This window comes from Pseudomonas imperatae (assembly GCF_057128625.1).
On record NZ_JBSKHP010000007.1, the window covers coordinates 1 to 13,429 of the forward strand.

At 62.7% G+C, this 13,429-nt stretch carries 11 protein-coding genes; 4 read left to right on the top strand and 7 right to left on the bottom strand.

Translation table 11 applies throughout. The features are described from left to right. Positions 1-273: 273 nt before the first annotated feature. From ACWKWX_RS10440 to ACWKWX_RS10450, 3 genes are all read right to left on the bottom strand, one after another. Positions 274-1,521: a ribonucleotide-diphosphate reductase subunit beta gene (locus ACWKWX_RS10440; RefSeq protein ID WP_416426443.1), complete on the bottom strand. Its 1,248-nt coding sequence runs from the start codon at positions 1,519-1,521 to the stop codon at positions 274-276. Positions 1,522-2,104: 583 nt separating this feature from the next. Then, positions 2,105-2,308 carry a YhfG family protein gene (locus ACWKWX_RS10445; protein WP_483827742.1) on the bottom strand — a complete coding sequence of 68 codons (204 nt, stop codon included), beginning with the start codon at positions 2,306-2,308 and terminating at the stop codon, positions 2,105-2,107. Positions 2,309-2,416: 108 nt separating this feature from the next. Further along, complete coding sequence (locus tag ACWKWX_RS10450) at positions 2,417-5,296, bottom strand: ribonucleoside-diphosphate reductase subunit alpha (RefSeq protein WP_473004245.1); 2,880 nt, start codon at positions 5,294-5,296, stop codon at positions 2,417-2,419. Between the two features lie 511 nt (positions 5,297-5,807). On the opposite strand from ACWKWX_RS10450, the gene fhuF reads away from it, so the two are divergent. After that, positions 5,808-6,485 (top strand): siderophore-iron reductase FhuF, encoded by a 678-nt coding sequence (gene fhuF / locus ACWKWX_RS10455; protein WP_483827743.1) that lies wholly within the window; start codon positions 5,808-5,810, stop codon positions 6,483-6,485. 97 nt (positions 6,486-6,582) lie between these two features. Here the strand turns inward: fhuF and ACWKWX_RS10460 are convergent, their stop codons facing one another. Together ACWKWX_RS10460 and ACWKWX_RS10465 are read right to left on the bottom strand one after the other, a co-directional pair. Further along, positions 6,583-7,290, bottom strand: a complete 708-nt coding sequence (locus ACWKWX_RS10460) for a 4'-phosphopantetheinyl transferase family protein (RefSeq protein ID WP_416426435.1) — start codon at positions 7,288-7,290, stop codon at positions 6,583-6,585. 80 nt (positions 7,291-7,370) lie between these two features. Further along, positions 7,371-8,162, bottom strand: coding sequence for a dienelactone hydrolase family protein (locus tag ACWKWX_RS10465; RefSeq protein ID WP_416426433.1), 792 nt, complete (start codon positions 8,160-8,162; stop codon positions 7,371-7,373). Positions 8,163-8,355: 193 nt separating this feature from the next. Between ACWKWX_RS10465 and ACWKWX_RS10470 the strand changes: the two genes are divergently transcribed. The 3 genes from ACWKWX_RS10470 to ACWKWX_RS10480 all read left to right on the top strand — a co-directional run bounded on the left by ACWKWX_RS10470 (position 8,356) and on the right by ACWKWX_RS10480 (position 12,123). After that, entirely contained in the window at positions 8,356-9,033 is a 678-nt protein-coding gene (locus tag ACWKWX_RS10470; protein ID WP_268149043.1) for a response regulator, read from the top strand. Continuing rightward, positions 9,030-10,376, top strand: coding sequence for an ATP-binding protein (locus ACWKWX_RS10475; RefSeq protein WP_416426432.1), 1,347 nt, complete (start codon positions 9,030-9,032; stop codon positions 10,374-10,376). The genes ACWKWX_RS10470 and ACWKWX_RS10475 overlap by 4 nt, the downstream gene beginning before the upstream one ends. A gap of 430 nt (positions 10,377-10,806) precedes the next feature. Next, the gene (locus tag ACWKWX_RS10480) at positions 10,807-12,123 is read left to right on the top strand and encodes a dicarboxylate/amino acid:cation symporter (RefSeq protein WP_416426430.1); all 1,317 of its coding nucleotides are present in this window, start codon (positions 10,807-10,809) and stop codon (positions 12,121-12,123) included. A 54-nt stretch (positions 12,124-12,177) separates the two neighbouring features. Here ACWKWX_RS10480 and ACWKWX_RS10485 read toward each other — a convergent pair whose 3' ends face one another. Both ACWKWX_RS10485 and ACWKWX_RS10490 read right to left on the bottom strand, forming a co-directional pair. Continuing rightward, complete coding sequence (locus ACWKWX_RS10485; RefSeq protein WP_416426429.1) at positions 12,178-12,672, bottom strand: SprT family zinc-dependent metalloprotease; 495 nt, start codon at positions 12,670-12,672, stop codon at positions 12,178-12,180. 83 nt (positions 12,673-12,755) lie between these two features. Further along, positions 12,756-13,355 (bottom strand): Yip1 family protein, encoded by a 600-nt coding sequence (locus ACWKWX_RS10490; protein WP_416426428.1) that lies wholly within the window; start codon positions 13,353-13,355, stop codon positions 12,756-12,758. Positions 13,356-13,429 lie beyond the last annotated feature (74 nt).

Genomic DNA, 13,429 nt, shown 5'->3' on the forward strand with positions numbered 1-13,429 from the left:
CAGTTCAACGACGGCTTGGCGCCTGCCGTTGCCGAGGAAAAACTTAACGCAGTGTCCGGGATCAGTTGACCACTACAATATCACCATGCGAGCTTAGAGGGGTGATCGTTTCGAGGCCTGATTCTAGTCACTTGGTTAAAGCTCAAGAGGCCCGTGCGCTCGTAATGCTGCGTATCAAAAAGTGTTTGAGATGAGTGCTGTCGTACATGCTGGAAATTAAAAAAGCCCCTTGCTGGGGGCTTTTTTAAGTTGGATTGGGTTGTAAGGTGGAAATCAATCCCAGCTCAACGCCCCACCAGTCTGATACTCAATAACCCGAGTCTCAAAGAAGTTCTTCTCCTTCTTCAAGTCCATGATCTCGCTCATCCAAGGGAACGGGTTAGTAGTGCCTGGGTATTCTTCCTTCAAGCCAATCTGCGACAGGCGACGGTTGGCGATGAACTTCAGGTAGTCTTCCATCATCGCCGCGTTCATGCCCAGCACGCCGCGAGGCATGGTGTCACGCGCGTATTCGATTTCCAGCTGGGTGCCCTGCAGAATCATCTGCGAAGCTTCTTCCTTCAGCTCGGCGTCCCACAGGTGCGGGTTTTCGATCTTGATCTGGTTGATCACGTCGATACCGAAGTTCAGGTGCATCGACTCGTCGCGCAGGATGTACTGGAACTGTTCGGCGACGCCGGTCATTTTATTGCGGCGGCCCATGGAGAGGATCTGGGTGAAGCCGCAGTAGAAGAAGATGCCTTCCAGTACGCAGTAGTAGGCGATCAGGTTGCGCAGCAGTTCCTTGTCGGTCTCTGGGGTGCCGGTGTTGAATTCCGGGTCAGAGATGGCGCGGGTGTACTTCAGGCCCCAGGCTGCCTTTTTGGCGACCGATGGGATCTCGTGGTACATGTTGAAGATTTCGCCCTCGTCCATGCCCAGCGATTCGATGCAGTACTGGTAGGCGTGGGTGTGGATCGCCTCTTCGAAGGCCTGGCGCAGGATGTACTGGCGGCACTCCGGGTTGGTGATCAGGCGGTACACGGCCAGGGCCAGGTTGTTGGCAACCAGGGAGTCGGCGGTGCTGAAGAAGCCCAGGTTGCGCATGACGATGCGGCGCTCGTCGTCGGTCAGGCCTTCCGGGTTACGCCAGGTGGCGATGTCGGCGGTCATGTTGACTTCTTGCGGCATCCAGTGGTTTGCGCAGCCGTCCAGGTACTTCTGCCAGGCCCAGTCGTACTTGAACGGTACGAGTTGGTTGAGGTCGGCGCGGCAGTTGATCATGCGCTTTTCGTCAACGGCGACGCGGGCGGCGGAGCCTTCCAGCTCGGCCAGGCCTTCGGCGACGTCGAGCTTGTCGAGGGCGGCCTTGGCGCGGGCTACGGCGGCGGAGTCGTTGGCGGTGACGGCGCGGGCTTCCTGGGCAGCACCGGCACCGGCGCTGTCGAGTTTGTCCATGGCTGCTTCAGCGGCGTGGCCGGCGTTGGCGCCTTTGGCGGGTTGTTCGCCGTCTTCTTTGTCGAATTCGTCCCAGCTCAGCATGGTGATGAAGGCTCCTGCTTGGGTCTGCCCGCGGGCGACCGGATGGATTTTAAGATGAGGTTGCCATTGGCCGTTTAGCGCACGAAGGCTGGACGGCTGGCATTGCTAAATTGTTCGGATTGCCCGGCCGCTACGTTTCGTGGCGACCGCTGCGCATGATCGGAATCAGCAGTGACGCTTGCGGTGAACGGCGGGGTTGAGGCCGAAGTCAGGTATGCAAGTCGTCATGGTTTTTGCCCTGTGTTGGGGGACGCGATTATACGGAATATTGCAGCGTCCGTGTTCATCGTGGCGCAATCAATTCGCTATTTTGGATAGGGCGTCATGGAGCCCTTTGTTTGCAAACGGGTTTTGCCTGAGTAGGCGGGCGAATCGCGTATGTGGTGTTGCTGTGCGTTTGCAGGCACTAAATATAGTGTTTTGGTGGCGGAATCGCAAGGCGGATTTCGGGGTGTTTCCGGGGTGTGTGGCTGTGTGTCGCGGTTGGGTTTTACGTGGGGGCGGGTGGCCTCTTCCCGGGCAGGGCCCGGTCCCACGGGGCTGGTGTTTGCCTGTGGGGGCCAGCGCAGCCTGGCGGCAGCGGCTACAAAAAATCTTCGTCGGCGCCTCCAGTGGTTTGGGTGGGGGGCTTCCGGTATTTGGCCAGGATGGATTCACGGGTGGGGAGGGGCGTTTCTGCGTCTGCCGGCGTGGTGGGGTAGCCTGCCAGACGGAGGCTCGCCAGATAGTTCGAGCGGCGGACCTTGGCGTAGTACGCCTGCTTGGCCTGAAGGGGTATGGCGTGCATGGAGGCCTCCTTTTGATGTCGGTAGTGTAAAGCAGGTGGCGATGCAGAGAACCGCAGGCACAAAAAAGCCAACCCGAAGGTTGGCCTTTTCGTGCTGCTAGCTAAGCCTTATTGGCAAGCTTCGCAATCCGGCTCGTCAATCGCGCAAGCCTTAGGCACTGGCGCTGGGCCCGCTGCCTGTACAGGTGCGCTGTCACCACCGCTCGACACGGCGTTCAGCTTGCCGGTGTTGATGGTCGACTTCTCGGTGCTGGTCGCGGCCAGGGCACGGAGGTAGTAGGTGGTTTTCAGGCCACGGTACCAGGCCATGCGGTAGGTCACGTCCAGTTTCTTGCCCGAGGCGCCGGCGATGTACAGGTTCAGCGACTGAGCCTGGTCGATCCACTTCTGGCGACGGCTGGCGGCGTCGACGATCCACTTGGTTTCCACTTCGAAGGCGGTCGCGTAGAGGTCTTTGAGCTCTTGCGGGATGCGCTCGATCTGCTGCACGGAACCGTCGTAGTACTTCAGGTCGTTGATCATGACCGCGTCCCACAGGCCGCGGGCCTTCAGGTCGCGTACCAGGTACGGGTTGATCACGGTGAATTCGCCCGACAGGTTCGATTTCACGTACAGGTTCTGGTAGGTCGGTTCGATCGACTGCGACACGCCAGTGATGTTGGCGATGGTGGCGGTCGGTGCGATGGCCATGATGTTCGAGTTACGAATGCCTTTCTGCACGCGGGCACGGACCGGGGCCCAGTCCAGCGATTCGTTCAGGTCGACGTCGATGTACTTCTGGCCACGCGCTTCGATCAGGATCTGTTGCGAGTCCAGTGGCAGGATGCCCTTGGACCACAGCGAACCCTGGAAGGTCTCGTAGGCGCCGCGCTCGTCGGCCAGGTCGCAGGAAGCCTGGATGGCGAAGTAGCTCACCGCTTCCATGGACTTGTCGGCGAACTCGACGGCAGCGTCGGAACCGTACGGGATGTGCTGCAGGTACAGCGCGTCCTGGAAGCCCATGATGCCCAGGCCGACTGGACGGTGCTTGAAGTTCGAGTTCTTGGCCTGTGGCACCGAGTAGTAGTTGATGTCGATAACGTTATCGAGCATGCGGACTGCGGTGTTCACGGTGCGCTGCAGCTTGGCGGTGTCCAGCTTGCCGTCGACGATGTGGTTCGGCAGGTTGATGGAGCCCAGGTTGCAGACGGCGATCTCGTCCTTGTTGGTGTTCAGGGTGATCTCGGTGCAGAGGTTCGAGCTGTGGACCACGCCCACGTGCTGCTGCGGCGAACGCAGGTTGCATGGGTCCTTGAAGGTCAACCATGGGTGGCCGGTCTCGAACAACATCGACAGCATCTTGCGCCACAGGTCTTTGGCCTGGATGGTCTTGAACACCTTGATCTTGTTGTACTCGGTCAGGGCTTCGTAGTACTCGTAGCGCTCTTCGAAGGCCTTGCCGGTCAGGTCGTGCAGGTCTGGCACTTCGTTCGGCGAGAACAGGGTCCACTTGCCGTCATCGAAGACGCGCTTCATGAACAGGTCAGGGATCCAGTTGGCGGTGTTCATGTCGTGGGTACGACGACGGTCATCACCGGTGTTCTTGCGCAGTTCGATGAACTCTTCGATGTCCAGGTGCCAGGTTTCCAGGTAGGCACAGACAGCGCCCTTGCGCTTGCCACCCTGGTTCACGGCCACGGCGGTGTCGTTCACCACTTTCAGGAAGGGTACGACGCCCTGGGACTTGCCGTTGGTGCCCTTGATGTACGAACCCAGCGCACGGACCGGAGTCCAGTCGTTGCCCAGGCCGCCGGCGAATTTGGACAGCATGGCGTTGTCGTGGATGGCGTGGTAGATGCCCGACAGGTCATCCGGCACGGTGGTCAGGTAGCAGCTGGACAGCTGTGGACGCAGGGTACCGGCGTTGAACAGGGTCGGGGTCGAGGCCATGTAGTCGAAGGACGACAGCAGGTTGTAGAACTCGATCGCGCGGTCTTCGCGTTGCTTCTCTTCGATCGCCAGGCCCATGGCCACGCGCATGAAGAAGATCTGCGGCAGTTCGAAACGCACGCCATCCTTGTGGATGAAGTAGCGGTCGTACAGGGTTTGCAGGCCCAGGTAGGTGAACTGCTGGTCGCGCTCGTGGTTGATGGCGTTGCCCAGTTTCACCAGGTCGAACTCGGCCAGTACCGGGTTCAGCAGTTCGAACTCGATGCCTTTTGCCACGTAGGCAGGCAGTGCCTTGGCGTACAGGTCGGCCATCTCGTGGTGGGTGGCGCTGTCGGCCACTTCCAGGAAGCCCAGGCCTTCGGCGCGCAGGGTGTCCATCAGCAGGCGGGCGGTCACGAACGAGTAGTTCGGCTCGCGCTCTACCAGGGTACGGGCGGTCATCACCAGGGCGGTGTTGACGTCTTTCAGGGCCACGCCGTCGTACAGGTTCTTCAGGGTTTCGCGCTGGATCAGGTCGCCGTCGACTTCGGCCAGGCCTTCGCACGCTTCGGTGATGATGGTGTTCAGGCGGCCCATGTCCAGCGGCGCCAGGGAGCCGTCGGCCAGGGTGATGCGGATGCTTGGGTGGGCATCGACCGGGGCTTCGGCGGTGGTGCGCACGGCGCGTTCTTTCGAGCGGGCGTCACGGTAGATGACGTAGTCGCGGGCCACTTTCTGCTCGCCGGCACGCATCAGGGCCAGTTCGACCTGGTCCTGGATTTCCTCGATGTGGATGGTGCCGCCCGAAGGCATGCGACGCTTGAAGGTGGCGGTGACTTGTTCGGTCAGGCGCGCCACGGTGTCGTGGATGCGCGACGAGGCGGCAGCGGTGCCGCCTTCAACTGCGAGGAATGCCTTGGTGATGGCGACGGTGATCTTGTCGTCGGTGTAGGCGACGACGGTGCCGTTGCGCTTGATCACGCGCAGTTGGCCCGGCGCGGTGGCGTTCAGGTCCAGGTTGGACTCTGTAGCCTGGGGCGCCTTGCCCGCTGGGTTCTCGCGAGTTGTGTCGGTCTGCATCGGTTTCTCCGGGGTCAGAAATATGTCGAAACGGCCAGGAGTGGTTTTGCAGAGCCATCCCTGGGGGCACACCGGAACGGAAAATATCCAGCCACCGGCCATTGGCCGTGCTGGTACCGTTCGCGGTGATTTAAAAGAGCAAAAAAAAAAGAGGTCAGAGCGTTAAAACAGGCTTGAGATTAGCGTAAAAAATATGGTTGGCAATTTGATGAAAACCCAACATGTAGTGGTTCATCGCGCCGGCGATACAAGATAAGGCCCCTTCGGCAGGATTGCAACAGAGTGTTCTGTGGATAACTTGTGAGTAATTTGTGTAGGAAACGGCGTAGCCCGCGTAGGCCGTGTCTCACGTACCGAAGACCATTTGTCCGGCATTTTCGTGAGGCAAAATAGGCGCTCGGTTTTTTGCGGGCGCGCACCCTAACACAAAAAAACACAGCCACCGACACGTTTTTGGCATGCTGTTGTTTCAAGCGCTCGACGGCTCCCCGCAGCGCCCTTTGGAGTCCCGATGAACCACGACTGGACCACTGGTCCCTACGCCGCTTTCCTACAGGGCCTGTTGCCCATGGACGACTCGAGGCCAGCGCAACCGCTGCACCAGGCCCTGCAGGCGGCCGAGCTGGATGCGGCACTTTTACGCATCTATGGGCAGCCGCTGTTCGATGAGCAGAAGCCGGTGTTGGTTTCCCAATGGTCGAAGTATTTTTTTATGCATTGGTGGCCGGCCATCCTGGTGACGCAGCTGGTGCATGGCTGGTACCTGCCGCTGCAACTGGACCAACTGGGGCTGGTGCTCAACGAGCGTGGCTTGCCGCTGGCGGTGAAGCTGCTGGAGGAGGGCGAGCCGGGCGAGGCCGATGAGTCGCTGGAGCCGGTGGTGCAGGCCAGCCTGCGGCCGTTCATCGAGCGCCTGAGTGCCTATGGCGAGGTGCCGACGGCGGTGCTGTGGGGCAACGCCGGCGATTACCTGGAGCAGGCCACGGTGCGCCTGCAGGCGCTGGGCGTGGCGGTGGGGCCGGCGCTGGCGCTGCTGCATTCGCGCAAGGCGGCGGATGGCCGTGGCAACCCTTTATATGAGCCGGTGCGCTACCTGCCCGATGGCAAGCGCCAGCGGCGCAGTTGCTGCCTGGCGTACAAGGTTGGTTGGGTGGGCCATTGCGAGCATTGCCCGTTGGTTGGCCCGTAGCCGCTGCCGAAGGCTGCGCTGGCCCTGCGCCTCGCTGAAGATCTCCAGGGTTCACACGGCCCAGCGCAGCCTGGCGGCAGCGGCTACGGGATCGGTGTCAGGCTTGTATCGCCACCAGGCTCAGCAGGTGATCGTTCTCCAGCCCGAACTGCCCTTCGATCTCGCGTCCATGGCACCACTGCGCTGACAGGTCCGTCAGCAGGCGCATGCGCACCCTGCCGGCGGCGTCCCACCCCAGCACCTCGGCATGCTCGAAATAGAAGCGCTGGCCGACGATCGGGTAGAGCGCCTTGAACAGGCTTTCCTTGATGGAGAAGGTCAGGGTCACGGTCAGTGACAGCTGGGCCGGGTCCATGCGCGCCAGCTCGCCTGGGGTGAGGATTTCCCCCGCCAGGCGCGCGGCGCGGTCGTCGCCCAGCAGGGTTTCCATGTCCAGGCCCAGGCCTTGCCAAACGCCGCTGCGGGCGACGACGGCGCCGGCCCAGCCGGTGCCGTGGGTGATGGAGCCGCTGATGCCGGCTGGCCAGATGGGCGCGCGGTCCTCGCCGATGGCGGGCACGTGATCGATGTCGGCCAACTGCTGCAGGGCGCTGCGGGCGCACAGGCGGCCGGCGAGGAATTCGGCCTGGCGCTTGGCGACCGAGCGCTGGATGTTGGCGGGCGGCTGGATGCCGGCGCGGACGAAATCGTCGGCGGCCAGGGCCTTGGGGTCGAAGCGGTTGCTGGCCAGCACCACGCCGGGGAGGGCGAAGGGCAGGGGCCAGTGGGCGTGGGGGGCGGTGCAGCAGGCGATGGGCGCGTTCATGGCGGTAGTTTGCCATAAATGTTTACCGCGCAGGTTTGGCGGGACGCGGCCTGCGGCCGCTGCTACAGGCCGCGTCCGGGTCAGCCGAATACCTTCTTCAGGAACGCCTGCATGTCCGCCCAGGATTTCTCGTCGGCGGCCTTGTTGTAGCCAATGTCCGGGCCGCCATGGTCGCCATGGGCCAGGCGGTCGGCGTCGGGGTTGGTGAAGCCATGCTTGGCGCCGGGCTGCACCACGAATTGGTAGTTGACCCCGGCGGTGGACATCTCGGTCTTGAAGTCCGCCACGTCCTTGGGCGTGCTCATGCTGTCCAGCTCGCCGTGCTCCACCAGGATCGGGGTTTTCACGCTGCCCTTGGTGGCCCGGGTCTTGGCCGCCAGGCCGCCGTGGAAGCTCACTACACCGGCCAGGCTTTCACCATGGCGGGCGGCGTTGAGCACCACGGTGCCGCCGAAGCAGTAGCCGATGGCGGCGATTTTCGCCGGGTTGGTCTGCGGCTGCTTTTTAAGCAGTTGCACGCCGGCATCGAAACGGGCACTGGAGACCTGGGCGTTGGCCGAGGCTTCCTGCATGAAGGCCATGGCATCTTTCGGGTGCTCGGTGTTCTTGCCGTCGCCGTACATGTCGATGGCCAGGGCGCTGTAGCCCAGGGCGGCGAGGGCGCGGGCGCGGCCCTTGGCGTAGTCGTTCAGGCCCCACCATTCGTGCACCACCACCACGCCGGGGCGTGGGCCCTGGATGGCATCGTCGTAGGCAAAGTAACCCACCAGCGGCGTGCCATTGAGGTCCTTGTAGTGCAGTTCCTGGGTCTTGATTTCGGCCTGGGCCAGGGTGCTGGCCGCCAGCAGCAGGCACATCAACAGTACACGCATGTTCGTGGCTCCTCGTATAAGCAGTCAGCTCAGCCTAGACCATGGCTGGTTCAGTAAGGGTTCAGCGCTGCCTGACTAAGCTTGTTACAGGTACACTCTTGGCGCCGGGGCTTGTTCGTGCAAGCGCCCGGTGCCGTCATACGGACGAGGTAACACGGCGGCCCGCAAAGCAGGGCACCAACCGGGGAGCACTATGAAACTGCTGGTGGTAGAAGATGAGGCGCTGTTGCGGCACCACTTGTATACCCGCCTGACCGAGAGCGGTCATGTGGTGGAGGCCGTGGCCAATGCAGAGGAAGCCTTGTACCAGGCCTCGCAGTACAATCATGACCTGGCCGTGGTCGACCTGGGCCTGCCCGGCATGGGTGGCCTGGAGCTGATTCGGCGCCTGCGCGCCGACGGCAAGGCCTTCCCGGTGCTGATCCTCACCGCCCGCGGCAACTGGCAGGACAAGGTCGAAGGCCTGGCTACCGGCGCCGATGACTACGTGGTAAAACCCTTCCAGTTCGAAGAGCTGGAAGCGCGCCTCAACGCCCTGCTGCGCCGCTCCAGCGGTTTCATCCAGTCGACCATCGTCGCCGGCCCCCTGCTGCTGGACCTCAACCGCAAGCAGGCGAGCCTGGACGAGCAGCCCCTGGCCCTGACCGCCTACGAATACCGCATTCTCGAATACCTCATGCGTCATCACCAGCAGGTGGTGGCCAAGGACCGCCTGATGGAACAGCTGTACCCGGACGACGACGAGCGCGACCCGAACGTGATCGAAGTGCTGGTGGGCCGCCTGCGCCGCAAGCTGGAAGGCACCAACGGCTTCAAGCCCATCGAGACCGTGCGCGGCCTGGGCTACCTGTTCACCGAGCGGTGTAAATGATTCGATCGCTGCGCGTACGGTTGATGCTGGCGGCCTTCCTGCTGTCGGTGCTGTTCATGATCGGCCTGCTGCCAGCGTTGCAAAGCACCTTCAGCCTGGCGCTGCGCGAGTCCATCGAGCAGCGCCTGGCGTCGGACGTGACCACCCTGATCTCTGCCGCCCGGGTCGAGAACGGCAAGCTGCAGATGCCCGACCTGCTGCCCGACGAGCGCTACAACCTGCCCGACAGCCGCCTGCTGGGCTACATCTACAACCGCGAGGGCGAGCTGGTATGGCGCTCGCGGGCCACCACCGAACAGAGTATCAACTACAAGCCGCGCTATGACGGCATGGGTGCGCAGTTCGCGCACATCCACGAGCCCAATGGCGAGGAGTACTTCGTCTACGACGTGGAGGTGAAGCTGCTGGGCGGCAAGAGCGCGGCTTACAGCATCGTCGCCCTGCAATCGGTGAAGGGCTACAAGATGATTCTCTCGGGCCTGCGCGAGAAGCTCTCGCTGGGCTTCGGCGCCGCGTTGCTGGCCCTGCTGGTGCTGCTGTGGGCCGGCCTGACCTGGGGCCTGCGCGCCCTGCGCCAGCTGAGCCTGGAGCTGGACCAGATCGAATCCGGCCAGCGTGACAGCCTCAGCGAGACCCACCCGCGCGAACTGCTGCGCCTGACCGGCTCGCTGAACCGCCTGCTCAGCAGCGAGCGCGAGCAGCGCGGCCGCTACCGTGATTCCCTGGGCGACCTGGCCCACAGCCTGAAGACGCCCCTGGCGGTGCTGCAGGGCGTGAGCGAGACCATCGCCCAGCGCCCGGAGAACATCGAGCAGGCGCGCATCCTGCAAAGCCAGATCGAGCGCATGAGCCAGCAGATCGGCTACCAGCTGCAGCGCGCCAGCCTGCGCAAGAGTGGCCTGGTGCGCCACCAGGTGCTGCTGATGCCGCTGCTGGACAGCCTCTGCAGCACCCTGGCCAAGGTGTACCGCGACAAGCGCGTGCACGTCAGTTTTCATGTGGCTGACTCGGCCCAGGTGCCGATGGAGGAGGGCGCGCTACTGGAAATGCTCGGCAACCTGCTGGAGAACGCCTACCGCCTGTGCCTGGGCGAGGTGCGGGTGAGCCTGGCCTCTGGCGAGTTCGGCACCCAGCTGAGCATCGAGGACGACGGCCCGGGCGTGCCCGAGAGCCAGCGCGCGCGTATCCTGCAACGGGGTGAGCGGCTGGACCGGCAGAACCCGGGGCAGGGTATTGGCCTGGCGGTGGTCAAGGACATCATCGAAAGCTATGACGCGCAGCTGATCCTGGATGATTCGCCCTTGGGTGGGGCGGCGTTCCGGGTGCGCTTTAAACCGCTCTGAAGTGGGCTATACCTTTAGGTAGGGATAGCCGGTGACGCGGCCTTCGGCCGCTGCTACGGGAATTGCGGGGTGGCTGTGACGCGGCCTTCGGCCGCTGCTACAGGAAATGTGTAGCAGCTGCCGCCAGGCTGCGTCCAGCCGTTACGCAATATTGCGGCGGAAATCCGCCATGTGGCGGAAGTTGTCCCGGGCAAATGGCGGATTTCCGCCAGGCAAGTTCCCCAATAGTGGCTAACATGATGGCACCCAACCCCCACAATCATTGACCGTTCGCCTTGGCGCGCGACCTGGCACGGCCCTTGCGATACAAGTCGCAAGGTCTGCCGCGCGCAGCTCGACAATAAATCCCTCCAGTACAGGAGGGTTCGTGCTTTAGGTGTCGTGTGCATCACAGGAATGGATGCCAGGCGATGCACTTGAGGAACTTGCAATGACGACTCGTCAGCCACTGTACAAATCGCTGTATTTCCAGGTGATCATCGCGATCATCATCGGTATCGCGTTGGGGCACTTCTACCCTGACACCGCGGTAACCCTGAAGCCACTGGGCGACGGGTTCATCAAACTGATCAAAATGGTCATCGCCCCCATCATCTTCTGCACCGTGGTCAGCGGCATCGCCGGCATGGAAAGCATGAAGGCCGTGGGCAAGACCGGTGGCTACGCGCTGCTGTACTTCGAGATCGTCTCCACCATCGCCCTGCTGATCGGCCTGGTCGTGGTCAACGTGGTTGGCCCGGGCAACGGCATGCACATCGACCCCGCCACCCTGGACGCCTCCAAGGTCGCCACCTACGTGGCCGCCGGTAAAGACCAGAGCGTGATCGCGTTCTTCCTGAACATCATCCCCAACACCATCGTCGGCGCCTTCGCCACCGGTGACATCCTGCAAGTGCTGATGTTCGCCGTGCTGTTCGGCTTCGCCCTGCACCGCCTGGGCGCCTATGGCAAGCCGCTGCTGGACCTGATCGACCGGTTCGCCCACGTGATGTTCAACATCATCAGCATGATCATGAAGCTGGCCCCCCTGGGTGCGCTGGGTGCCATGGCCTTCACCATTGGCGCCTACGGCGTGAGCTCGCTGGTGCAGCTCGGCCAGCTGATGATCTGCTTCTACATCACCTGCATCCTGTTCGTGCTGCTGGTGCTGGGCTCGATCGCACGCTTCCACGGTTTCAGCATCATCAAGCTGGTGCGCTATATCCGTGAAGAACTGCTGATCGTGCTGGGTACCTCCTCATCGGAATCGGCCCTGCCGCGCATGCTGGTGAAGCTGGAGCGCCTGGGCGCGCAGAAGTCGGTGGTTGGCCTGGTGATTCCTACCGGCTACTCGTTCAACCTGGACGGCACCGCCATCTACCTGACCATGGCCGCAGTGTTCATCGCCCAGGCCACCGACACGCACATGGACCTGTTCCACCAGCTGACCTTGCTGGCGGTGCTGCTGATCTCCTCCAAGGGCGCCGCCGGCGTTACCGGTAGCGGCTTCATCGTGCTGGCCGCCACCCTGTCGGCCGTTGGCCACCTGCCGGTGGCTGGCCTGGCGCTGATCCTGGGCATCGACCGCTTCATGTCCGAAGCCCGCGCCCTGACCAACCTGGTCGGCAACGCCGTGGCCACCCTGGTGGTTGCCAAGTGGGTAGGCGAGCTGGACGAAGACACCATGAAGGCGCAACTGGCCGCAGGCCCTACCGCCATCGAAGTGGCTGAAGCCCACGAAGCCGTGGCAGTCGACGCTCCGCGTTAAGCGCTGGCGCAAAAGAAAAACCCATCTTCGGATGGGTTTTTTCATGCCTGCGCGTTATTCGACGCGGGTCTCGCCGGTGAACACCAGCGTGTGCCGGCAACGCCTGCATAGGTACCGCCGGCCCTGGCGCACCAGGCTGTGGCGCTGGGCGCTGAACGGGAAGTCGCTGTCGGCGCAGGGGCAGCGGTAGATATAGCGCGTCACCCGCCGGCGCTTGACCTCATAGGTGTGGCAGCGGTTGGGCGGCAGCTCGTACACGCCACGCATGATCAGCTGCCACTCCTCGCCATGGGGCGCGATGCGGTCGCCGAACAGCTGGTGCGCCACCAGGTGGGCCACCTCGTGGGGCACGGTCTGGCGCAGGAAGTCTTCGCTGTTCTCGCGGTACAGCTGCGGGTTGAAGCGCAGCAGGTTCTCGTGCAGGTGGGCAACGCCGGCTTTCTGCCCGCGCAGCTTAAAGCTCACCTGGGGGCGGGCGAAGGAACGTTTGAAGAAGGCTTCGGCTTGCTGGAAACAGGATTCGACGCGGGAATTGAGTACTTCGGGCATGCTAGACGACACTCCATATGTGCCGATTATGCCGCAACCACAAGGGCATGCCGAGCCGCCCGTCGCCGGGCGGCCAGCGCTGTTCAGTTGGTGTAGACCGGGCCTACGCCCAGCCCCCAGATGATCACCGTGAACGCCATGATCGCCACCAGCACCACCAGGCCCACCGCCAGCACCGAGCTTGAGAACAGGAACCCCTCGTCGGCGTGGATGTTCATGAAGGTGGGCAGGCCCACGTACAGCAGGTACACGGTGTAGCAGATGGCGGCGGTGCCTACCATCATGCCCAGCCACAGGTGCGGGTACAGCGCCGCCAGGCCGCCAATGAACAGCGGCGTGGCGGTGTAGGTGGCAAAGGCAATGCAGCGCGCCAGGCTAGGGCTGGCGTCGTAGGTGCGGGCCATCCAGTGAATGAACGCGCCCATCACCGCCACGCCGGCCAGCATGGCGATGTACGACATGATGGTCATCCAGATGGCGCTGTCGAGGGTCAGCATCACCGGCGCCCGGTTGCCGATCACCCAACCCACCTTGGTGGTGCCGATGAACGCCGATATGGGCGGTATCGCCGCCAATATCAGGGTGTGGGTGAGGTACATGTGGCCGATGGATTCTTCTTCGCCACGGATCTGGTGCCATTCTTGATCGGGATGGGTGAACAACCCCACGACGTGATGGATCATGCCAGTCACTCCTACGGTAGTTACAGCCTCACACGGGAGTATAGGGCGCAGATGTCGGCAGTTTTAGAGCAAAT

What these genes read in the sequence shown, in the direction of transcription:
- ACWKWX_RS10490 (WP_416426428.1), bottom strand. Translation starts at nt 13,355, where the DNA reads ATGATCCATCACGTCGTGGGGTTGTTCACCCATCCCGATCAAGAATGG.
- ACWKWX_RS10460 (WP_416426435.1), bottom strand. Translation starts at nt 7,290, where the DNA reads ATGAACGCGCCCATCGCCTGCTGCACCGCCCCCCACGCCCACTGGCCC.
- ACWKWX_RS10465 (WP_416426433.1), bottom strand. Translation starts at nt 8,162, where the DNA reads ATGCGTGTACTGTTGATGTGCCTGCTGCTGGCGGCCAGCACCCTGGCC.
- ACWKWX_RS10445 (WP_483827742.1), bottom strand. Translation starts at nt 2,308, where the DNA reads ATGCACGCCATACCCCTTCAGGCCAAGCAGGCGTACTACGCCAAGGTC.
- ACWKWX_RS10450 (WP_473004245.1), bottom strand. Translation starts at nt 5,296, where the DNA reads ATGCAGACCGACACAACTCGCGAGAACCCAGCGGGCAAGGCGCCCCAG.
- ACWKWX_RS10485 (WP_416426429.1), bottom strand. Translation starts at nt 12,672, where the DNA reads ATGCCCGAAGTACTCAATTCCCGCGTCGAATCCTGTTTCCAGCAAGCC.
- ACWKWX_RS10470 (WP_268149043.1), top strand. Translation starts at nt 8,356, where the DNA reads ATGAAACTGCTGGTGGTAGAAGATGAGGCGCTGTTGCGGCACCACTTG.
- ACWKWX_RS10480 (WP_416426430.1), top strand. Translation starts at nt 10,807, where the DNA reads ATGACGACTCGTCAGCCACTGTACAAATCGCTGTATTTCCAGGTGATC.
- ACWKWX_RS10440 (WP_416426443.1), bottom strand. Translation starts at nt 1,521, where the DNA reads ATGCTGAGCTGGGACGAATTCGACAAAGAAGACGGCGAACAACCCGCC.
- ACWKWX_RS10475 (WP_416426432.1), top strand. Translation starts at nt 9,030, where the DNA reads ATGATTCGATCGCTGCGCGTACGGTTGATGCTGGCGGCCTTCCTGCTG.
- fhuF (WP_483827743.1), top strand. Translation starts at nt 5,808, where the DNA reads ATGAACCACGACTGGACCACTGGTCCCTACGCCGCTTTCCTACAGGGC.